At 48.6% G+C, this 19,712-nt stretch carries 21 protein-coding genes; 5 read left to right on the forward strand and 16 right to left on the reverse strand.

Going from position 1 to position 19,712, the window contains the following annotated elements; genetic code table 11:
• Position 1 precedes the first annotated feature (1 nt).
• The 3 genes from ACES2G_RS14445 to ACES2G_RS14455 form a co-directional block, all read right to left on the reverse strand.
• Entirely contained in the window at positions 2 to 1,333 is a 1,332-nt protein-coding gene (locus ACES2G_RS14445) for a TolC family protein (RefSeq protein WP_374000592.1), read from the reverse strand.
• Positions 1,334 to 1,403: 70 nt separating this feature from the next.
• The gene (locus tag ACES2G_RS14450; RefSeq protein ID WP_347357938.1) at positions 1,404 to 1,601 is read right to left on the reverse strand and encodes a DUF2892 domain-containing protein; all 198 of its coding nucleotides are present in this window, start codon (positions 1,599 to 1,601) and stop codon (positions 1,404 to 1,406) included.
• 20 nt (positions 1,602 to 1,621) lie between these two features.
• Complete coding sequence (locus ACES2G_RS14455) at positions 1,622 to 1,900, reverse strand: metalloregulator ArsR/SmtB family transcription factor (protein ID WP_347357939.1); 279 nt, start codon at positions 1,898 to 1,900, stop codon at positions 1,622 to 1,624.
• A 103-nt stretch (positions 1,901 to 2,003) separates the two neighbouring features.
• Here ACES2G_RS14455 and trxA point away from each other — a divergent pair, with 103 nt between their 5' ends.
• Together trxA and ACES2G_RS14465 are read left to right on the forward strand one after the other, a co-directional pair.
• Entirely contained in the window at positions 2,004 to 2,378 is a 375-nt protein-coding gene (trxA, locus tag ACES2G_RS14460) for a thioredoxin (protein WP_347357940.1), read from the forward strand.
• Positions 2,375 to 2,821: an OsmC family protein gene (locus tag ACES2G_RS14465; RefSeq protein WP_347357941.1), complete on the forward strand. Its 447-nt coding sequence runs from the start codon at positions 2,375 to 2,377 to the stop codon at positions 2,819 to 2,821. The genes trxA and ACES2G_RS14465 overlap by 4 nt, the downstream gene beginning before the upstream one ends.
• 8 nt (positions 2,822 to 2,829) lie before the next feature.
• Here the strand turns inward: ACES2G_RS14465 and ACES2G_RS14470 are convergent, their stop codons facing one another.
• The 13 genes from ACES2G_RS14470 to ACES2G_RS14530 all read right to left on the reverse strand — a co-directional run bounded on the left by ACES2G_RS14470 (position 2,830) and on the right by ACES2G_RS14530 (position 16,491).
• Positions 2,830 to 3,054, reverse strand: a complete 225-nt coding sequence (locus tag ACES2G_RS14470) for a hypothetical protein (RefSeq protein ID WP_347357942.1) — start codon at positions 3,052 to 3,054, stop codon at positions 2,830 to 2,832.
• Positions 3,054 to 3,680: a 30S ribosomal protein S4 gene (gene rpsD, locus ACES2G_RS14475; RefSeq protein WP_347357943.1), complete on the reverse strand. Its 627-nt coding sequence runs from the start codon at positions 3,678 to 3,680 to the stop codon at positions 3,054 to 3,056. The genes ACES2G_RS14470 and rpsD overlap by 1 nt, the downstream gene beginning before the upstream one ends.
• Positions 3,681 to 4,243: 563 nt before the next feature.
• Positions 4,244 to 4,675 carry an Mpo1-like protein gene (locus ACES2G_RS14480; protein ID WP_347357944.1) on the reverse strand — a complete coding sequence of 144 codons (432 nt, stop codon included), beginning with the start codon at positions 4,673 to 4,675 and terminating at the stop codon, positions 4,244 to 4,246.
• Between the two features lie 2 nt (positions 4,676 to 4,677).
• A complete protein-coding gene (gene cysE / locus ACES2G_RS14485; RefSeq protein WP_347357945.1) occupies positions 4,678 to 5,184 on the reverse strand; it encodes a serine O-acetyltransferase in 507 nt (168 codons plus the stop codon).
• 2 nt (positions 5,185 to 5,186) lie between these two features.
• Positions 5,187 to 6,149 (reverse strand): 3'-5' exoribonuclease YhaM family protein, encoded by a 963-nt coding sequence (locus ACES2G_RS14490; RefSeq protein WP_374000593.1) that lies wholly within the window; start codon positions 6,147 to 6,149, stop codon positions 5,187 to 5,189.
• Positions 6,149 to 6,802 carry a hypothetical protein gene (locus ACES2G_RS14495; RefSeq protein WP_347357947.1) on the reverse strand — a complete coding sequence of 218 codons (654 nt, stop codon included), beginning with the start codon at positions 6,800 to 6,802 and terminating at the stop codon, positions 6,149 to 6,151. The genes ACES2G_RS14490 and ACES2G_RS14495 overlap by 1 nt, the downstream gene beginning before the upstream one ends.
• On the reverse strand, positions 6,802 to 8,583 hold the full coding sequence (locus ACES2G_RS14500) for a tetratricopeptide repeat protein (RefSeq protein ID WP_374000594.1): 1,782 nt from the start codon (positions 8,581 to 8,583) through the stop codon (positions 6,802 to 6,804). The genes ACES2G_RS14495 and ACES2G_RS14500 overlap by 1 nt, the downstream gene beginning before the upstream one ends.
• Positions 8,584 to 8,586: 3 nt before the next feature.
• Positions 8,587 to 9,963, reverse strand: coding sequence for an MlaD family protein (locus tag ACES2G_RS14505; RefSeq protein ID WP_347357949.1), 1,377 nt, complete (start codon positions 9,961 to 9,963; stop codon positions 8,587 to 8,589).
• Entirely contained in the window at positions 9,960 to 10,724 is a 765-nt protein-coding gene (locus ACES2G_RS14510) for an ABC transporter ATP-binding protein (protein WP_347357950.1), read from the reverse strand. Before ACES2G_RS14510 ends, ACES2G_RS14505 begins: the two co-directional genes overlap by 4 nt.
• Positions 10,724 to 11,551 carry an ABC transporter permease gene (locus ACES2G_RS14515; protein WP_347357951.1) on the reverse strand — a complete coding sequence of 276 codons (828 nt, stop codon included), beginning with the start codon at positions 11,549 to 11,551 and terminating at the stop codon, positions 10,724 to 10,726. The genes ACES2G_RS14510 and ACES2G_RS14515 overlap by 1 nt, the downstream gene beginning before the upstream one ends.
• Before the next feature lie 3 nt (positions 11,552 to 11,554).
• Positions 11,555 to 12,754, reverse strand: a complete 1,200-nt coding sequence (gene alr, locus ACES2G_RS14520) for an alanine racemase (RefSeq protein ID WP_374000595.1) — start codon at positions 12,752 to 12,754, stop codon at positions 11,555 to 11,557.
• An 8-nt stretch (positions 12,755 to 12,762) separates the two neighbouring features.
• A complete protein-coding gene (locus ACES2G_RS14525) occupies positions 12,763 to 14,253 on the reverse strand; it encodes a GGDEF domain-containing protein (RefSeq protein WP_347357953.1) in 1,491 nt (496 codons plus the stop codon).
• Positions 14,254 to 16,491, reverse strand: coding sequence for a sensor histidine kinase (locus tag ACES2G_RS14530; RefSeq protein WP_374000596.1), 2,238 nt, complete (start codon positions 16,489 to 16,491; stop codon positions 14,254 to 14,256).
• Positions 16,492 to 16,616: 125 nt separating this feature from the next.
• Here ACES2G_RS14530 and nadB point away from each other — a divergent pair, with 125 nt between their 5' ends.
• From nadB to ACES2G_RS14545, 3 genes are read left to right on the forward strand one after another with little or no spacing between them, the layout of a single operon-like run.
• Entirely contained in the window at positions 16,617 to 18,230 is a 1,614-nt protein-coding gene (nadB, locus tag ACES2G_RS14535) for an L-aspartate oxidase (RefSeq protein WP_347357955.1), read from the forward strand.
• Positions 18,231 to 18,269: 39 nt separating this feature from the next.
• Entirely contained in the window at positions 18,270 to 19,121 is an 852-nt protein-coding gene (locus tag ACES2G_RS14540) for a lysophospholipase (protein WP_347357956.1), read from the forward strand.
• Positions 19,121 to 19,711 (forward strand): hypothetical protein, encoded by a 591-nt coding sequence (locus tag ACES2G_RS14545; protein ID WP_374000597.1) that lies wholly within the window; start codon positions 19,121 to 19,123, stop codon positions 19,709 to 19,711. The genes ACES2G_RS14540 and ACES2G_RS14545 overlap by 1 nt, the downstream gene beginning before the upstream one ends.
• Position 19,712: the final 1 nt, after the last annotated feature.

Below are 19,712 nucleotides of genomic sequence, written 5' to 3' on the forward strand. Positions count from 1 at the left end.
ACTACTTTCCTTGTAACAATTCTTGCGGAAGTTCAAAGCGTGACTTCAATAATTTTTGGGAAGATGCCTGAAGCAGACTCAAGCCCGCATCAGATTGAGAAGTCACCAAATCCACACGACGATTCAAAACCTCGACGAACTGCAGAGCATTGATCGAACCATTCTTAAATAAAGATTCGGCAACTTGCGACTGCTCTACCAGGATCTTCTGACTGTCTTCAAAAAGACGAATATTCGACTTGAGAGCCCCGATGACTTGATCCAAAGATAACTTTTCGGCTCTCTCTTTTTGCTCCATGGCCTCTGTATATTTTTGCGCAGCCAAAGATTTGATTTGGGCTTCTTTATGGGTTCCGTAGTCAGAAGGGTTGAAGAGACTCCATTGCAGATAAATTCCCGCGGTATAACCATTGGCTGTGTCACGGCTGCCATTAAAAATGTAACTTTCAGCAAAGGCCCCTACGCGAGGCCGAAAGCGAGCTTTCTCCATCTTGTAGGCCTCTTGCGCCACCAAAGATTTTTCTTTCAACGACTCAACCTGAAAGGAAGACTCTGTTCGTTGGTTTGGGAGGTACTTGTCAACAAAGACAGTCGTTTCTTCCGCCTGAGGCGACCAGCCGTCTGTTGCAAAACCCATTTCTTTAAGAGCCATATAATAGGCCTGACTTTGCGCTTCGTACTGCACCAAAAGCCCCTGAACTCGGTTGGCCAGGGACTTTAAACCCAGTAACCCCGAATAACCAACAGGATTGGATTTCACTCCAATTTGATAGCCTTTAAGCAACCTCTCGATAATCTGTTTTAAACTTAGAAGCTTTTTCTTTTGTTGCTCCAAAAGACCCAAGGATCCATAGGCCCTCGCCACTTCTGAATACTGCTCGACCTTCACGCCCGCCGCTTCATGAGCTTGGGATTGAGACAAGTGACTTTGTAAATCGAACTGCGCGGATTTCATTCCTCCCTCATACAGGGCCAAATCCGCACCCAGAGATCCTCTGGTGAAAACTTCAGAATCAGGACTATTAATCGAATCCGGATTGAAATCACTTTGTCGCAAGGATCTTTGCTCAAGAAGCCCGATGAAGGACTGCCCGGGAGCGTTGGTCTGATAAGATCTTGCGTCTAAATAAAGTCGTGGCAACCAATGGCGCCCGGCACGGTCTTTGGCTTCCATCGCTGCTTGAGACTGCAACTCTGCCGCTTTGAGACCTGGCGAGGCCTGAGAAATGGAGTTCCAAACTTCCGGAAAGGGCACCGGTTCTGCCTGTGCCCCCAAACCAAAGATCATTAGCAGTAAAAAGACCAAAGAAGGCCATTGAGCAATTTTGCCCATAAAATCCGCCCTTAGAATATTGTTGAACTTAAACCAACCCCATCCCTACGAAGATGCAGTTTTCAGTCGATTATTTTTTGTCTTTCAAGCGGCAAGTGCTGATTCCACACATTGCATACGGAGGACACCTTCCCAACAAACCTGTCATCAAAGGAACCAGCCCCAATAAGAACCACAGATTCGCTGGCCCAATAAAGGCCATACTTACCAGCACCACGCCGGCGGCAATTCTGACAACTCGCTCTACTGCATGGATATTTTTTTTCATCAGCTAGCTCCTTTTAAGGTTTATCTGCAGAAAATATTCTGAATAACAGCAATCAATTGAACTAAACGCACATCCGCCACTGCATAATACTGATACTTACCTTGGCGCTCGCTTTTAACCAGCCCCTCCGCCTTCATTCTTCCCAAGAACTGGGAAAGCTGGGATTGGGAAGCACCACACAGTTCCGTCAACTCGGTGACGGTCTTCGCACCTTGAGTCAGATGTCCCATAATCATCAAGCGTTGCGGATGAGAAAGGGCTCTTAATAAATCACTGACTTCTTGGCAGGACTTTTCCATTTTTGAGACGGATATCTTGTTTGCCTGTATTTTGGGGGATATTTTTTCGTTTGACATATTATTACTTTATAATATGATAATATGTAAATCAAGGAGATTTTTTATGGAAATTCTCAACAAAGAGACCTTTAAAGAGAAAATCTTTAACTTTGAGCAGGACAAGGAGTGGACCTTCAAGGGGAGACGCCCTGCCATCGTGGATTTTTACGCCGATTGGTGTGGCCCCTGCCGAGCCCTCACTCCCATCCTTGAGGAGCTCGCTAAAGAGTACGCAGGCACTGTAGATATATATAAGGTCAACACCGAGCTGAATCCTGAGCTGGCGTCAATGTTTGGAATTCGCGGAATCCCGTCGCTTCTCTTCATTCCTATGAACGGAGCTCCCGCGATGGCCTCTGGGCTTGCTCCAAAAGAAAGTCTACAAAAAGCGATTCATGAAATTTTTAATATCGCTCCCAGCCAACAGAAAGGCACATGATGAAAACCAACCTTAACTGGAACGAAAAAATGAGATTCACCGCGGACTGCGATGGCAATACGGTCATGATGGATGCCAAAGCCCCTTTGGGTGAAAATAAAGCCATGACGCCTAAAGAACTGGTAGCGACAGGGCTGGGTGGATGCACAGCGATGGATGTCATCGCCCTTCTTAAAAAGCACAAGCAGGACTATAAGTCCCTTCAGGTCGAAGTCGGCATCACTTCGTCCTCCGGAGGCCATCCGGTCATATTTACTGAAGCCAATCTTTTATTTCGAGTTACAGGAAGCGTCGACAAGACGATTCTTCTCGAGTCTGTGAAACTCTCACAGACCAAGTTTTGCGGAGTGAGTGCGATGCTCTCAAAGGCCCTTCCCATCCGCTATCAGGTTTTACTGAACGACGAAGAAATTGGGAGCGGCCAAGCGGACTTTAACAGTTGAGAGCCTAGTTAGTGAACTTTCATCTCTGCCGGGACTGCGTCACAGACGCAACCGGCATGCTCTTCTTCCCGGCTTTCAAGATAAGCCAGGAAGGACGCCGAACGAAAAGCCAGATCGTACAAAGTATCCATGTCGATCACGAACTTTTCGTCGCCGAACCTAACAGCCACCCAACTCTCGGTAATTTCTTCGAAGGCAATTTGCTCTGCTTCGATGAACTTGGATGTTTTCATTAGCCCCTCATTGAGTAGTAGCCGATGACCAAGCCCGGTTCGAAAGCAAACGGAACTGCTTCCAAGTTCGGTTCGTCTGTCAAACGACCTTGCTCTTTACCGGCAACCTCTTCTTTCACCATGAAAGAAGGCAGCGGCAAACGTGGAGTTTGTTTTGCCTGAAGATAAACTTGGTTTTCGTAAGCCTCGGGTGCCAAAGCGATCTTGTCGCCCACCTTGATCGTTTGCGAACCAATATTCACCCTCTTCCCATTCACCAATACTTTTCCGTGAGATACAAGCTGTCTTGCCGCTGGGATGCTTCCGGCGAAGCCCATACGGAATACAACGTTGTCCAAACGTTTTTCCAAAAGGTTTACCAGAGCCTCAACCCAGTTGGTGGCTTTGGATTTTTTAGCTTTGTTGATCAAACGACGGAATTGCTCTTCGCGCAGTCCATAGTGGAATCTTAGCTTTTGTTTTTCCTCAAGTTGCAAAGCGAATTCAGAGTACTTTCGGCGTTGTAAGCCGTGCTGACCTGGAGGATAAGGGCGTCTTTCCAAAGCGCCCGCCTTCCCCATACCGGGAAGTTCGGTCAAAAGTCTTCTCTGTCTTTTAAAACGTGGTGTTTTACCTTGTCTTTTCATAAATGGATTTGTCCTTCACTGTCGTGCTCATTGATCTAAAAGCACTCCACCCAAAAGAACAGCAATTCCTAAAAATCAGACAGGACTGAAAACGCGAAGAAAACCGATTGAAAAGAAACTGAGACTGCAAACAAACTGAAAGCCAAAAATCTTCTAAATGAGTTTTTGCCCGTCTCAAGGCCTCAGCTGCAAGGCGCGAGGCGAAAGGCGTACTACCAGTACGCCGACAACGAAGCAACGAAGCAGATGAGGTCTTGAGGCGGGCAAAAAAAAGCCGGTCAAAAAGGTTCGCCCCTGTGGGTGAGCCTTTTTCACCGGCTAAGGTTGGTCACTTACCAACCGGCCAAACGGCGACGGCGACTTCTTTTTCGAACTGGAGCGTTTGTTCCACCGCTCTCCCCTTGATGGGTGTTCGAAGTTGGCACCGTTTGAATCGCTTCTGTCTGCTTCATAGCCGAACTCCTTTCGCCTAGATTAAGAACTCTTACAGTATCGCAGAGAAGCAGGGCAGCATGCGAAGCTTTTAGTATGAGGATTGGGTCATGAAAATAGGATGAGAATATTCAGGACCTAAAAAGAGGTTTTACGACCCACAGCGGCCCGATGAGCAAAAACTGTAAGTCTTGGAAAAATGACGGCTTTTTCCCTTCGATTTTGTGGCCAGCAAATTGTCCAATCCACGCCAGAACAAAAATCAGGACCAAGGGCCAGAATGGCGAAACAATCTGACCGAGCGCATAAATAAGAACATAACTCAGGAATATCTGTCCAAGCATCACCAAGAAAGCCCGGCTTCCCAGGGTCATATACCACCCCAAAGCCAGAGCAATCATCAGCTCTCCAAGCTTCACAGGTCCAAGTTGAACGGGAATTTGCAGAAGAAGACCGACGATGGAAAAGAAGATCAAAGGAACACAGATCTTATGAATGATCTGATTCGTGGGATGGCGATGACTTTCTCCGTACTCGCTAAACCATTGTTCCAAACTCTTCATGCTCACCTCAGTGTTGCCAGTGGTCCTACGATCGTTGCTCCAGCGGGAACATCACGGATCACCACGGCATTGGCGCCGATCATCGCTCCATCGCCAATCTGAATCGGCCCCAGAATTTTGGCACCGGTTCCAATCAGAACCTTATTCCCAACAGTTGGATGTCGCTTTACTGGATCAAACTTCAATCCACCCAAGGTCACACCGTGAAAGATGATGCAGTCATCGCCGATCACTGCAGTTTCCCCGATCACCACCCCAAAACCGTGGTCAATCACCAGACGTTTTCCAAGTGTGGCGCCCGGATGAATCTCAATTCCCGTCAACCAACGGGAAATCTCGGCCACCAGACGAGCCAGGAAATAAAGCTTCAGAATATAGAAATGATGAGCCAAGCGGTGCAAGGCAATCGCTTTGGGTCCCGGATAAAGTAAACCGATCTCCCACAGCGACTTCGCGGCTGGATCATAGTTCTTATAAGTTTTCAAAAGCTCCAACACACGGGTCATCATTGTTAGTATTTCTCATTCATATCATCGAGCAGGAAGTAGCGGTCGAACAATTCACTGTATCGTGACCACTTTTCCCCCGAGCCACGCTCGTTGTCCATGATGGTTTTTATCGTGGCCACCTTGCTGTCGAAATCATCGACCATCGCCACAACCATCGCTTCCAGGAATTTAGGACGCTTCGGAGATCCATATTCCAATTTGCCATGATGACTTAAGATAATATGCTTGCAGATGTCACGCAGTTCCTCAGAGAAGCCAAGAATACGAGAGGATTTTTTATCTATCAGCTCACAGGCGATCTGCATGTGTCCGATCAAACGGCCCCGGTCTGTGTATGCAATACCGTTGTCATACGACAGCTCCCAAACCTTGCCGATGTCGTGGAAAATCGCACCGAACAAAAGTAAATCCCGATTAAGGAAACTGTAATGAGTGCCCATGAAATCCATGATTTTGCAGATAGAAAGAATATGCTCTAACAATCCGCCCAGCCATGCATGGTGAATGGACTTGGCTGCCGGAGCCCGCAGAACCATGGGACGGATCTCTGGATCTTCTAAAGTATCCAAAATCAATTGGCGCAGATAATCGTTCTTCATCGTACGCACCAATTGCAAAAGTTCGACCATCATATCTTCAGAGTTACGGGCCGTGGCCGGAATAAAGTCCGCCATATCCACCGTGGAACTTTCCACCCTCTCCAGACGATGCACAATCAGCTGCTTTCGATTTTGAAAGATCTGCACCAGACCTTTTACTTTTAAAATATCACCGACTTCAAAATCACGTGACAGCTCATCCACGCGGTCCCAGAGGCGAGCATCAATGCTGCCCGTGGCATCCCCCAACTGAAGACCCATAAAAGGGCGCCCGTTTTTGCCAACAGAAACATTCTTTTCCTTCACCAGAAAAAGAGAGTCCACATTAGCTTTATCCTGAAGACTCTGAACTGTTTGCTTTTCCATTAGCGCTCCTCGCAGAAATACTGGGGCAATTGAGTGTTCGTGAATTTCACCTGGGCCAGATAGACATCCGTGCCCTTTTCAGCGGCAAACAGGAAGCTCCCCCCCAAGACACTGAGATGACGTTCTTGGGTGTTATTCACCTTCAGCCCCTCGGCCTGCATCTTTTTAAAGAACTCCTCAGTGATATCAAAGAACTGATTGCAACCAGCTCCGAACACCTCACTGCCGATACGGCGCTTGCGGGCCTTGCTTACAAAAAGAACTTTCTTACCGGTGGCTTCCGCAAATGCCGGAAACTCAAACCCAACATAGAAAGTACCACGCTGGCCAGTGATAAAACGGGACAGATCAATGGTGCCGCCCCCTTTGGGCAGTGCAATCTTCAGAGCTTCACCCTCAACCACACCAGGGTTTTTCTCGACCAGAAAAACATTTACTTCCGAGAAGATCAAATTCTTGGAAACGGCAGCAGCCCCTTCCGCGGTGGACTTGAACTCCATCAGGTCCCAGGCCTGTCTCGGAACCTTCACCTCTTCGGGAAGATCATCAGATTTGATTTCGTGATATTCAGATACTTGATAGCCGGGCTCCTTCGTGCAGGCACCCAACAAAAGAAACATCCAGATACTTAAAGCCTGGACGGACTGTCTCATTACTCTGACTCCAGTTGATCCCTCAACTCCAGCAAAGGCAGATAGTTAGGCTCTGCCTGCAAACCAGCACGAACATAATCATAAGCCATAGGGCGATTATTATTCTTCATCATAACCCAAGCAAGACCATAAAGCGTCGGTGCACTTCGCTTATCCGTAGTATAGATATGCGTATAAGACGCTTGAGCACATGCAATGTCCTGTGTGGTAATACAGATGTCACCCATCAAAAGATTCTTCACGGAAATCTGTGACAGTTCCGGCATTTTCAGGATAGCCAGAGCTTCCGGCAAACGTCCCACCTTGGATAGATAACTGGCTTGAGTGATCAACACGTAGGGATCTTTCGGGGCTTCCGCCAACGCTTCCTGCAATATTTTAGAGGCGTCAGAGTCACGATTCACTTCCATCAAACAAATAGAACGCAAAGCTTTCAGCTCGGCATGAGGCGGTTGTTTTTTAAAGGCCTCTGCACAATATTTTTCAAGATAGTCCCACTGGGTAAAGCGCCATTCCACCTGCAACGGATGGATATAGTTGCGCGCCTGTCCGGGCATCTCTGCCAGGAACTGCACAACCGCACGGTTTACACCGTCCACATCCCCCATCAGACTTTGCGTATACACCAGGAACAACAAAAGCTCCTGACGAAGATAGCCGGTTTTTTGGATGTTGGCTTTGATGTCGCCTACCAATGTGCTTAGGAAGTTTGGATCGTTGGATGTTTTGGCATATTCCACCGAAGCCATGGCTTTTCCGAATAGCGCCAGAACAGATCCCGGGTTTTTGCGATAGATGGAATCAAAGTCCCGCATCGCTTCGCCGTAATTTCCCTTTTTAAGCTGAATGATAGCCAGATTTAAAAGAGCGGAAATATTGAACGGTTCGTGACCGATGGCTTTTTGCAAAGTATCTTCGGCCTGCTTTAGATCACCATCCATCATGTAAGAAACCGCGATACCCAGATAAGCGTCCACGATTTCCGAACGGCTGCGATTTTCCTGAACCAGGGCTCGTTCCAGAATACGGCGGCCCATCAAACTTTGACGGTCTTCGGAAATTAGCACCGTCGCCATTTGAACCTGAGATTCCATATCCGGTTCTTTCAACTTGGAGGCGCGCTGAAACGATTCCAGGGATTTTTCATACAAGCCCAGGGACTTGTAACGCAAAGCCTGATTCATCAGCTCATCGTAACCCAATGTCTTATTCTTATCTTTTTGAGTCAGAACAACAAAGACCACCCCAACAACCACAACAGCTGCGCCCATCAAAGCCCAGCGCATGATATTGGATTTACCCCGAATTTTATCCTGCAAACGAGCATCCCCGGAAGCTCCATAACTTTTGGTCACGGCGGCTGTGGCAGCCGTGCGGCTGGCCGGACTTTGCGGAACCGGAGTCACATCTTTGATATCGCGAATCGGTGGCGGAGTCAGATCTAAATTCGGTACTGATACTGGCGGTGGCGTCAGTGTCATCTCGTCTGAGATCGGCAGAATATCCGTGCGGGTCATCGTATGATGAGCAATGGACTGAGTCATGGTCTGTTCAGAGCTGTTATCCTGCTCTTCACGGATATTTTTAACGATATCCATGTAAAGCTTGTTTTCGCGGATATAACTCCAACGACCGTCAGTCTGACGAACTTCGTCGATAATTGAGATTTGTTTAGTACGCAATTGTTCGGTGACTTCAGCTAGAGTGAAGGGTCCAAGAATCCTCGTGGAAGATTTTACTAACCAGTTCTTCTCTGAGCTGCTCACGTTGTCACCGTTCATATGTTAAAAAGGCGCCTTGGTTAGAAGTAATTTAAGATCGTCGTTCGTCAGGAACAAACCTGCCCCAAGATAACCCGATCTCGCCCCCTGTTGATCAAAGGCATCGTTGATCCCCCCGGTAATATAAATACCGCGGTACAATGTATAAGACAGAGAGCTTCGTACATTCGTATGACTAAACTGGAAGGCTTCCGCTGTGAATTTCAGCTTACGACGGAAGAAGAAGTAGTCGATACCGAATCCACCATTGTTCTCGATCACGCCCCCTTTGAGGGTCAGATCCCAGAAGTTCTTAGCAAAAAGAGCCGTGATCTTAATTCTATTTTCGTAAGTTTTCTTCTCAGTGTAATCACCAGGACCCACCGTACCTGCCCCCGGACCTGTGATCTGAGTGCGGGTTGTTTCAACCACACCGGCTGGATCATCAACCACACCAATATAATAGTAACGATCCAGACCTGGCTGAATCTGCACACCGATATGAGTCTTGGTCGCACCCACTTCACCCAGATACTCACCACGGAAATCAAACGCGGTCTGGATGCGATTGGCAGAATCCATCATGCCACCCAGGCCGTCGATCGCCGACGTCAAGCTTTCAGAGGTTTGTTCGTCGCTGATAAGTTTACCCAACGCGCCTTCACCCTTGTTGATACGCGTGGTGATGTCGTCCAGGTTTTTCACAGAGTTCGACAAACGCTTCCAGGTTTCTTTCAGACCGGAATCACTTTTGTCATTCATGACATCCTGAAGATTCGCCGTGATATCATGGATATCATCCACGATATCGCCGATCTTTTCTTTGTTATCTGTCGTCATCTGCGCCAGATCACCCGTCAATGTCTCAATATTCTTCACAATACGGCCCAAAATATGGGCGCGGGTGCCATCCTCAGATGTAGCTTCCTGAAGATTGCGCGTAACCTCTTTCAATGAGGAAGTCACTTCCGACACCTGACTCATCAGGTTTTCAAGGTTGCCGCCCTCGCGAATGCTCAGGATCTGGGCGTTGTCTTCCAAGGGAGGATCTGTCGGGGACCCCGGATAAACCTCAACGTGCTTGTCCCCTAAAATCCCCTGCGCCTTGATTTCAATGGCTGCGGAAGTTGTCAAAGGGATCTCGGATTTCAAAGTGATATCAACACGGGCCATTCCATCCTGCAAACGGATGTCCTTAATAACCCCAACAGGAATACCGGCAGAACGCACGGCCGAGTTTTTCACCAACCCGCCAGCATTCGGAAGAAGGAACCAGGCTTTTTTGGATCGACCAAGATAAGATGGATCGTCGCTGACCTGCATAGACATGACTGCGATGAGAGATCCCACCACAATCACCATTAATCCGACTTTAAACTCAGCTGCACGAAGCCAATTCATTGATGTTTCATCCCTTTATTCACGAACCTCTTCACCAGTTCAATATCGGTGTTGAAGAAGTCCTCTGGAGTACCAAATAACAGAACCCGGCCACTATCTAACATCGCGATATGGTCGGCAATCCTGAATGCGGCGGACAAATCATGGGACACCATGATGGAAGTCACACCTGGTTTTAACTTATGAGTACTCAGAATCAAATTATCCACCATTTCAGTCAGAATGGGATCTAAACCCGTGGTCGGCTCGTCATAGATCAGAATTTCTGGATCTAGGGCGAGAGCTCGGGCCAGACCTGTTCTCTTCTGCATCCCACCACTGATTTGACTTGGAAGTTTATGAAAATGTTTGGACTCCAAACCGACCTGATGAAGCTTTTCTTCGGCTATACGAAGGACTTGGACCGGCTTCAGGTCTCGACGGTGTTCCTGCAAGGGAAAACAAACATTCTCCAGAACCGTCATATCATCAAACAAAGCCGCCGACTGAAACAGCACCCCGAACTTGCAACGGAACTTGGTTAACTCATCCGGTGACAATGTTGAAAGATCGGTCCCCAAAACATCGATCGTGCCCGAGGTGGGTTTAAACAACCCCAGCAAATGCTTCAACATCACGCTTTTTCCGGTTCCGGAAAAACCAATGATCGCCGTCAAACTTCCTTTAGGGATTTCCAGATTGATCCCCTTCAGAACGAACTCATGTCCGCCATCAAAGGACTTCTTTAGATCACGCAATGAAATTGCCGATTCAGTCGCCATTATGTAATCCCCACCAGACTGTAGAACAAACGGATCAGGTTGGTCGCAAAGTAATCCAGAATGATAATTCCAACCATGCTTTGCACGACCCCTTGATTCGTAGCCTCACCCACCCCTTTGGCCCCGCCTGAGGTGTTGAAACCGCGATAAGTACACATCAAGGCGAAATAAACACCGAAGATCATGCCTTTCAAAAGTCCTTCGTTGATGTGACGGATCTCGATAAAATCAGCAATTTTCTGCCAGAAAACCGCTTCATCCAACGCGACCATTTTCACACACAAGAACCAGCTTCCCAGCATGGCCACAAAGTCAAAAACCGCCACCAGCAAAGGCATGCAGATAAACGCCGCCACCAAGCGGGGTGATACCAGATACTGCTTGGTGTTTACACCCATCACATCCAGGGCATCAATTTGCTCGTTCACACGCATGGTTCCCAAGCGAGCCGCCATCGCACCACCCGCACGGGCTGCCACGATCAGTCCGGTCAGGACGGGACCCAATTCACGAGTGATCCCCAAAGCCACAGTCGGTCCAACCATATTCACGGCATTAAAAAGCTTAAAACCCAGATATAATTGTAAAGACAGCGCCAGCCCGGTGAAACCACCGGTCAGACAGATAATACCGATGGACTGATTTCCGATAAATTCCATATGACGGATGATTTCTGCAAAGCGCGACGGCTTGGCAAAAATCAAACGCACACTTTCATTAAAGAAAAGAATGATCTGACCCGTGGAGGCAATAAAGTCTGACACCGTACCGATAAAGTACCGTCCCAACCCAAATACGGCTCTGTACAGTTTTTGCGACAGAGTCATTATTTAACCCCCAACTTCTTCAGAGATAAAACCAGCGGCGGCTCCGGTATAAACACGTGGCACGCGCTCTCCCACACTGGTCAGCATTTCCCAGGTGATGGTGCGTGCCTGCGCAGCCAGTTCTTCCGGGGACAGGAACGTACCATCAGATCCATAACCAAACAAGGTCACTTCCTGATCTTTAAACTGTTTCAAATCCTGCCCCTGAACCACGTCCGTCACATCCAGCATCAAATAGTCCATACAAATATTGCCGACCAAAGGAACTCTTTGACCTGCAAAAAGCACCGAAGACTGATTGGACAAAATACGATGATAACCATCCGCATAACCAATCGGCACGACAGCAATAACAGATTCACGTTTTGCTTTCCAAGTGCCACCGTAAGACACTGTTTCACCAACGCGCAGCTGTCTGTAAGTCGCCACGTGAGATTTCAAGCTCATGACCGGCTTTAGGTCCCCGAAGTTTTTTTGCACTAATGGATTATAACCGTAAATCAAAAGCCCCGGACGCAATCCCCAGTTCTGCAAAAACAGCGGATGATCCGCCGGAATGCCCTGATCCTTCAGAAGCATAGCACTTAAAATCCCAGCACTGTTCAGAGCGTGGCAGAAAATATCAAATGGCTTGAATAATTCACTGACCTTATGAAGGGCCCGAAGCTGTTCCGCGCTCAGCCCCTGTGGGTCCACAGCATCTTCCCCGTTAAACAGGTGCGTGACCAAGGCCTTCAAACGGATCTTTTTATTTTGCCACAAACGATCGAAAAGTTTTTGCGCTTCTTCGGGACGGAAGCCCAGACGATTCATGCCCGTATCAAACTTCAAATGAATTCCCACGGGGCTTGTTGCCGCCGCTTCCAGATAATCAATCTGTTCCCACGAAGTCACAACCGGAGTCATATTGTATTGAAGGATTTTTTCTGCCCCTTCGCGGTCAAATCCCCGGAAGACCAGAATCTCGGCCTTGACGCCGAAGTTTCTGAGTAACAGCCCTTCTTCAATCAGACACACACCCACATGGCGGATGCCCAGCGTTTCCAGAAAGCGCGCCAACTGCACATCCCCATGGCCATAGGCATTTGCCTTGACCATCGGACACAAAAAAGGCACCTGCGGAAAAGACCGCTGCAGCACTTGAATATTGTGCTGAAGATGATCCAAATTAATTTCCGCAAATGTGCGTCGGTACATTTCCATTCTAAACTCTATTCTGCGCTCACTTCAAACTCAGGTCGGTGAGTTTCTGGTGCTTTATACAAACAAATCTTATTTCCGCCCTTGTCCGTGATATGCAACAAGGCCTTGGTTGCTGACTCATCCAGCGTCTTGGCGGAATCACACAACGACGGGTACTCACTGACACCCAGGCTGACTGAAACCTTCATCCCGTTATCCAGGAAAGACGTGCTTTCAATAATCCGGCGCACTCGTTCCGCTCTCAGGGCTGCACCCTTTTTCGGACAGTGTGGAAGAATCATCGCCAGCTCATTCACCCCGGTACGACAGGTGACATCATTGGTACGGCTGGTTTTAGAAATGATCGTTGCGACGCCTTTTAGCAACTCATCTCTCACCGCCTCACCCAAAGATGACTCGATCTCATAAAAATCATCCATCGAGATCTTTACAACAGACAATGGCTGCTTCAAACGACGCGCCCGGGACACTTCATCGCTCAGCACTTTTTGATAGTAGTTGCGGTTATAAACTTCTGTAACGAAGTCCGTAACCTCCAAAGTGTCCACTTTCTTTTCCAAAGAGAAGTTGGAATAACACAAAGACAGTAAAGAAAACTCTTCTCCCATCTTTGTAACTTCTTCGGCTGGTAAATTGCCGGAATAAACAAACACACCTTCCAACGAACTGTGTGCATAGAGCGGTAGCGCCTTCGGAGGATTGAAACGGAAAGCCTCCACCAGCATTTCTGAAAAACGCGGGGGCAACAGCCCGACAGCCATTTGCGTACTCAGTTCCTTCATGTCGCCGGACTCAAGCTGTACGCCCACGCCTTGGATATCCGATGCCGGAACTCCACTTGCATGAGTGGCCACAAAAGAACGAACTGACGGTAGGAACTTAAAGAAGATGCACAAGTTGCCCGGGATCTGGTTCAGATATTTTTGAATCAGATCCTCTTTGCTTTGCGCGGAACGATAGTCCCCAATTCTGGTGGACAACGCCGCAGCCGGAGCCTTTTCGATTTCCGCCTGCTTCATACTTTTCACAGCCACCTCATGAACTTCGTCCATGCGGGCCTTGGTCGTATTCAAATCATCAAAGAGCTGTTCATTCTGATATGTCAGATAGAGCTTTTCACAGGCGCGATCCACCGCCCAAACCAGACGGGATTCCAAAGCCGCCGGATCATCAGAAATCACATCGACAAAACCGTGATTATTATATTGCGCCAGAATATCAAACTGTCCAATGGCACTGATCGCGATAAAACGGATCTCCTCGTTGATCTGCTGAACCAACGTTACAAAGTCACTCAAGCTACCCGCCAGGGCCGCCGTGGAGAAAACCAGGAGATGAGGTGCGCTCTCTTTAAGTCTTTGCTCCAACGTTTCAGGGTCTTGGAAGAAATAGGCATCATAGCCCGCCTGCGAAAGATACACTTTCGTCGAAGCTCCAATATCCACATCCGTGGTGAAGACAAAAACCGTAAACTGAGAGCTATAGTCGCGAATGTTCAATTAAATCCTCTTTCCAGGGCGACGAATTTCAACGTGGTAACTATCCAGCTTGGAGGTTTTCACCGGAGCCGCTGCCTTGGGAGGAACAACAAAATTCACCGGAGTCAGTTCATCATCAAGGGAATCCATTTCAGCAAGGCTGGCACCCGCCGCAGGTTCCGCCTGCACAGGAGCAGCTTTGATTTCTTCAGCAGCCACCGGGACTTCTTCCTCAACCTCGACTTCCACTTCAACCTCTTCTTCCTGAACAGCCTGATCACCCATGAAGCCATCAATGAACGTTAGCTCATCTTCAGCAGTCGGGGCCTGTTTTTTCACTTTCATTTTTTTCACAACTTTTTTTGTTGTGGTCACCATCACTTCTTCCGCAGGCTTGACTTCTGCAACCTCGGGCAGTTCTTCCAGAAGATTGTCGATATTCACGTCCAATGGCGATACCGGATTCATACCGACAGCCGACTGCTGCGACTCTTCAAAACTCGTCACGGCCTCAGCACGATGCTCGGATTCCATCTTCAGACTTGGCAGATCCTGCATAACGATCACTTCTTCGTGCACTTCCGGCTGTGGTGCCACTGGTGCCTGCATCGCAGGAACACCCATGGTTTTTCTGAACAGGATCATCACTTTCGTACCCTGACCACGCTTGGATTCCACATGCACTTCAGCATTGTGTTCTTTCAGGATTCCGAAGGCCACAGAAAGTCCCAGCCCCATGTGGTTCTGGAAGGAGCGGGTCGTGAAGAACGGATCAAAGATTTTTTCAATGTTGGTGGCGTCGATCCCTTCACCGCAGTCTTCGATGGTCAAATGGGTTCCGCGCTCGTCTTCGAAGATATCCAGCTTGATTTCTTTTTTCGCCATACGTTCCATGGCTTCCACGGAATTCGTCATGATGTTCACCAATGCTTTGGTGACAGCATCCACATCCATGTCCTTGGCATAAGCGTCCTGGAAGGTCTTGGTCACTTTCACGCCTTTTTGCGAAAGCACGGAATCCATTTCCTTCAAGGCACGCACAACAGGCCCCTCGACACGAACGGCGTTTTTCTCTTTCACTTCCTCGCCAGCATAACCCAGAAGTTTATCCAAAACACTGCGAGCCGCACGAGTTTCACGCAAGATGGATTCTGTGCTTTGCACAACTTCATTTTCGGGATGCTTGGCCAGAATCATTTGCGAATAGCCCAGAATGGATGCCAGCGGTCCACGCATTTCGTGCGCCAGTGCAGAGGCCACACGCGTGGCTGCATTCAGACGTTCTTTGTGCGCAATCTCAGGATCTTGAGCGATCACTTTTTCAACAACCGGCGCCGGAGCGGGCTTGGCTTTTGCTTCAGCCAAAGCGTGCTCCAGATTTTCAATTTCTTTTTCTGCCGGAGAAATCACCCACAGGGCCGCTGCAGTTCCCACCAACACAAGACCTGCTCCCAACAAAAGGAACTGCCACCACAGACCACCGCGCCCCTTCATCGCATCTTTCAGTGGAGCCGAGCTCAACACCAGAAGATTGCTCTGAGGAATGGCTTCAAACATGCCATAAAGTTCCTGACCGGACTTCAACTTGAAAACAGAGCTGCCATGAGACGAACCGCTTTTTTGTGCTTCCAGGAAAACAGGATCATCACGCATCACCGTGCCCAGATACTCAGGAACCGAGTGCCCCACAGTCAGCCCGGAAGAGGTCACAATCGAAAAGGCGCTCAAACTGCCCTTTTGCGCGTCGATCATGGACTGAAAGATTTCGCCAGATCCAAAAAGCGCATAAGCACGGGAACCCTCGATGAACACTAGCGCCACATAGCGACCACGCTGGGCATCCTGAAATGGCTTTACATAAAAGCGCTCATCGTTGCTGCGGGCTGCAAGGTTTCCAATAGCTGCTTTGATAAATTCTTTATTCCAGTTAGCCGCTTTGGAGTTTTCACGCACCGACAACGCCTGCGGCTCCAGTTCATTGCCACGAACAGAAAACGCACCTACCGCATAATAGGGAGCCAATGAGTTCCAGTTCATTTTCCCTTTTTGAAAGTTGTCAGCATTGAGATTGGAAACTACACGCTGCAAAGATTTAAGTTCCACTGCCAAAGAATGATTGATGGCCCCCAACTGGGTGCGCGTCTGCGCTTCGACCCAACTCATGCGATCACCATAGACGAAGCTATCGGTCCGCCACAAAACAGCACTGATAAACAGCGCTGCCACAGCAATCAGAACGACGATGAGTTTAACTTTCATTGAGGCAGTTCCTTCCCTGGAAAAATGAACGAGATACCTTTGATTTCATTGTAGTTTTAGAAACTGGTAAGAATCAAGCAAGAGTCCTTTGCAAATGCCACTAAAAGGAGTAGAAGATCCTCACTATGAGTACTCATCGCTGTGATGTTTTAATTATCGGCTCTGGCACTGCAGGCTTGGCTTTGGCGCTGAAGCTGTCTGAAAAAGGAAAAGTCACCGTTCTCGCCAAAGAAAGCGCGGGCGGCACCAATTCGGCAATGGCCCAAGGAGGCATCTCCGCAGTCATGTCCGAAGAAGACAGCTTTGAGTCTCATGTTCAGGACACTTTGGAAGCCGGAGCCGGCCTTTGCAAAGAAACTGTCGTTCGCGATTATGTAGAGCAAGCCCCTGAACGGATTAAGGATTTAATAAACTGGGGAGTTCATTTTGACGTCCGCAGAAAGGGCTCTGAAGAAGCCGTCGAAATCGACTTGACGCGCGAAGGCGGACACAGCAAACGCCGCATTCTTCACTTCGAAGACCAAACTGGTTTAGAGATTCACCGCACTCTTTTAGCCCGCACTTTGGAAAATCCAAACATCACCTTGATGGAAAAGTTCTATGCGATCGACCTTATCGTAAATAAGGAAGTTGATCCGACAGACATGGCTCCAGTGACTTGCATCGGCAGCTATGCCCTGAATAAACAAACCGGCGAAGTGCACACTTTTATAGCAAAAAACACAATTCTTGCAACTGGCGGCGCTGGCAAGGTCTACCTGTATACTTCCAACTGGAGTGGGGCTACGGGTGATGGCATTGCCATGGCCTATCGTGTGGGTGCGCGCATCGCCAACTTGGAATTCATGCAGTTCCACCCAACCTGCTTGTACCACCGCGAATCCCGCAACTTCCTGATTTCCGAAGCTCTGCGCGGTGAAGGCGGAGAACTGGTGGACAGCCAGGGCAATGCATTCATGCGCAAATATCACAAACTGGGATCGCTGGCTCCGCGTGATGTTGTGGCTCGCTCTATCGACAAGGAAATGAAAAAGACTGGTGCCGAATGCGTGTATTTGGACATGACCAAACTGGATCGCGAGTTCCTTAAGCAGCGCTTTCCAACCATCTTCAACAAGTGTGAAGAATTCGGTATCGACATGAGCAAACAACCTATTCCAGTTGTCCCTGCCGCCCACTATCTTTGTGGCGGGGTCCTGACAGATGTCACCGGACGCACGGATATTACCGGTCTGTGGGCTGTTGGCGAAACTGCGTGCACAGGTCTGCATGGAGCCAACCGTCTGGCCTCCAATTCTTTGCTGGAATGCCTGACCACGGCTCACAACTGCGCTGAAGAAATCAAGACTCACTGGGGCTCTTACTCTTTGTCCGAGAAAGAACCCAAACCCTGGACTCACCCTCAGGAATCCAATGATGACGAGATGATTGTGATCAATCACATGTGGGACGAAATCCGTCGCCTGATGTGGAACTATATGGGGATTGTTCGATCCAACAAACGTCTGGAACGGGCCCAGCACCGTCTTAAAAATATTCTTTCAGAGACCAAAGAATATTATTCCAACATGAAGATCCATTCAGACATTCTGGAGCTGCGTAACATCGCCATCGTTGCCGATCTGTCGGTGGAATGTGCTCTGCGCAGACATGAGTCCAGAGGCATCCATTACAATCTCGACTATCCCGAAAAGAGCAAGACCGCTCAGGATACAATCGTGGTTCGAGGCCTGAATTGACTTGCCCGGCAAGGGCCAGTCACGGCAAGCTAAGACTGTATGTACAAAAGATCTGAAGGTTTCTTTAAAGGCTATCAAGACATCAATTTGTTCTTCCAAATTTGGGACAACCCCGAAGCACGTGGTACGGTGATCATCACTCACGGCCACGGCGAACACTCCGAGTCCTATCATCGCCTGATCAAGGCGTTTGAAAATGACAAATGGAGCTTCTATGGCTGGGACCTGCGTGGTCACGGGCGTTCTGAAGGACGCCGTGGATACGTTGCTGAATTTGATGATTACTGCAAGGACTACAAAATCTTTTTGAACATGGTTCTGCAACAGGAAAAAGTTCGCAAAGGACCGGTGATCTTATATTGCCACTCCATGGGCGGATTGATTCAACTGAAAACTCTTCTGCAGAATTCAGACATCGACTTTACTGCGATGGTGATCAGCGCTCCTCTGCTGGGGCTGACCGTTCCCGTCCCTGCGTTTAAGTCTGTGGGTGCTGGGTTGTTGAATAAAATTCTTCCACAAATCACCATGGGTAATGAGCTTACAAACAACATGCTGACCCGCGATCCAGATGTGATTCGCGAGTACGAGCAGGATGCTCTTCGCCACACACGCGTGTCACCAGGTGCCTTCCTGGGTTTCCTGGAGTCTTTCGACTTCGTCACCCCCCGCGCCAATCAATTAACAAAACCTGCTTTGGTGATCGTGTCGGATTCCGACCCAGTCATCAGCACGGCTGCCACCAAGGCTTTGTACGAGCATCTGGGCAGTTCCCAAAAAGAACTGTTTGTCTATCCCAATGCAAAGCACGAGCTGATCAACGATACCATCCGCCAGACAGTGTTTGCGGATATTAAGAAGTTCCTCGACGGTTTTTTGGAGTCTAAGTAATGAGACAGCTTTTCGGTTTAGTCCTTATCACCCTTCTATCAGCATGCGCCTCCACCTATGAAGTCACACCTTCCGGGCGCACCCTGCGCACCTCCGATCAATACATGGAGGTGCTGGAGCAGCACTCTGATAAAATCCGCAGCTATTCCGGTTTTTATAATGTGCTGGATGTGGAAGGCGTTGCTTTGAATTCCAAAGTGGCAGCGGCCCAGCTGGATCAAAATATCCGTCTGTATCAGTGGAGCGAAAGCAAATATCAGGAAGAAAAAACGAAGTTTGAACAGCGCCTCAGCAAACAGGCGGAATTCTTCGTCAGCTTCTTCACCCCAGAAAGAAAGAACGACGATCTATTCAAAGACACAACTGTATGGAGAATCTTCCTGGACGTGGACGGTCGCCGTTTCGAAGGCAAAGCCACCCGTGTGAAGCTGCCGCTGGCAGAAATTCAGGGAATCTATCCATTCCACAACCGCTTTGCGACGCCTTATATTTTCACATTCCCGGTGTCCATGTTGTCTGTTGAAAGTAAAGAAATGAAAGTCACCATGACGGGCCCGGTGGGTTCTGGAACCCTGACGATCAAACCCTAAT

This window comes from Bdellovibrio bacteriovorus, assembly GCF_041888015.1.
Taxonomy (GTDB): Bacteria; Bdellovibrionota; Bdellovibrionia; order Bdellovibrionales; family Bdellovibrionaceae; genus Bdellovibrio.

Bases quoted from the DNA above. Each gene is read 5' to 3' on its own strand.
- ACES2G_RS14445 (WP_374000592.1), bottom strand. From the start codon at position 1,333: ATGGGCAAAATTGCTCAATGGCCTTCTTTGGTCTTTTTACTGCTAATG.
- ACES2G_RS14450 (WP_347357938.1), bottom strand. From the start codon at position 1,601: ATGAAAAAAAATATCCATGCAGTAGAGCGAGTTGTCAGAATTGCCGCC.
- ACES2G_RS14455 (WP_347357939.1), bottom strand. From the start codon at position 1,900: ATGGAAAAGTCCTGCCAAGAAGTCAGTGATTTATTAAGAGCCCTTTCT.
- trxA (WP_347357940.1), top strand. From the start codon at position 2,004: ATGGAAATTCTCAACAAAGAGACCTTTAAAGAGAAAATCTTTAACTTT.
- ACES2G_RS14465 (WP_347357941.1), top strand. From the start codon at position 2,375: ATGATGAAAACCAACCTTAACTGGAACGAAAAAATGAGATTCACCGCG.
- ACES2G_RS14470 (WP_347357942.1), bottom strand. From the start codon at position 3,054: ATGAAAACATCCAAGTTCATCGAAGCAGAGCAAATTGCCTTCGAAGAA.
- rpsD (WP_347357943.1), bottom strand. From the start codon at position 3,680: ATGAAAAGACAAGGTAAAACACCACGTTTTAAAAGACAGAGAAGACTT.
- ACES2G_RS14480 (WP_347357944.1), bottom strand. From the start codon at position 4,675: ATGAAGAGTTTGGAACAATGGTTTAGCGAGTACGGAGAAAGTCATCGC.
- cysE (WP_347357945.1), bottom strand. From the start codon at position 5,184: ATGATGACCCGTGTGTTGGAGCTTTTGAAAACTTATAAGAACTATGAT.
- ACES2G_RS14490 (WP_374000593.1), bottom strand. From the start codon at position 6,149: ATGGAAAAGCAAACAGTTCAGAGTCTTCAGGATAAAGCTAATGTGGAC.
- ACES2G_RS14495 (WP_347357947.1), bottom strand. From the start codon at position 6,802: ATGAGACAGTCCGTCCAGGCTTTAAGTATCTGGATGTTTCTTTTGTTG.
- ACES2G_RS14500 (WP_374000594.1), bottom strand. From the start codon at position 8,583: ATGAACGGTGACAACGTGAGCAGCTCAGAGAAGAACTGGTTAGTAAAA.
- ACES2G_RS14505 (WP_347357949.1), bottom strand. From the start codon at position 9,963: ATGAATTGGCTTCGTGCAGCTGAGTTTAAAGTCGGATTAATGGTGATT.
- ACES2G_RS14510 (WP_347357950.1), bottom strand. From the start codon at position 10,724: ATGGCGACTGAATCGGCAATTTCATTGCGTGATCTAAAGAAGTCCTTT.
- ACES2G_RS14515 (WP_347357951.1), bottom strand. From the start codon at position 11,551: ATGACTCTGTCGCAAAAACTGTACAGAGCCGTATTTGGGTTGGGACGG.
- alr (WP_374000595.1), bottom strand. From the start codon at position 12,754: ATGGAAATGTACCGACGCACATTTGCGGAAATTAATTTGGATCATCTT.
- ACES2G_RS14530 (WP_374000596.1), bottom strand. From the start codon at position 16,491: ATGAAAGTTAAACTCATCGTCGTTCTGATTGCTGTGGCAGCGCTGTTT.
- nadB (WP_347357955.1), top strand. From the start codon at position 16,617: ATGAGTACTCATCGCTGTGATGTTTTAATTATCGGCTCTGGCACTGCA.
- ACES2G_RS14540 (WP_347357956.1), top strand. From the start codon at position 18,270: ATGTACAAAAGATCTGAAGGTTTCTTTAAAGGCTATCAAGACATCAAT.
- ACES2G_RS14545 (WP_374000597.1), top strand. From the start codon at position 19,121: ATGAGACAGCTTTTCGGTTTAGTCCTTATCACCCTTCTATCAGCATGC.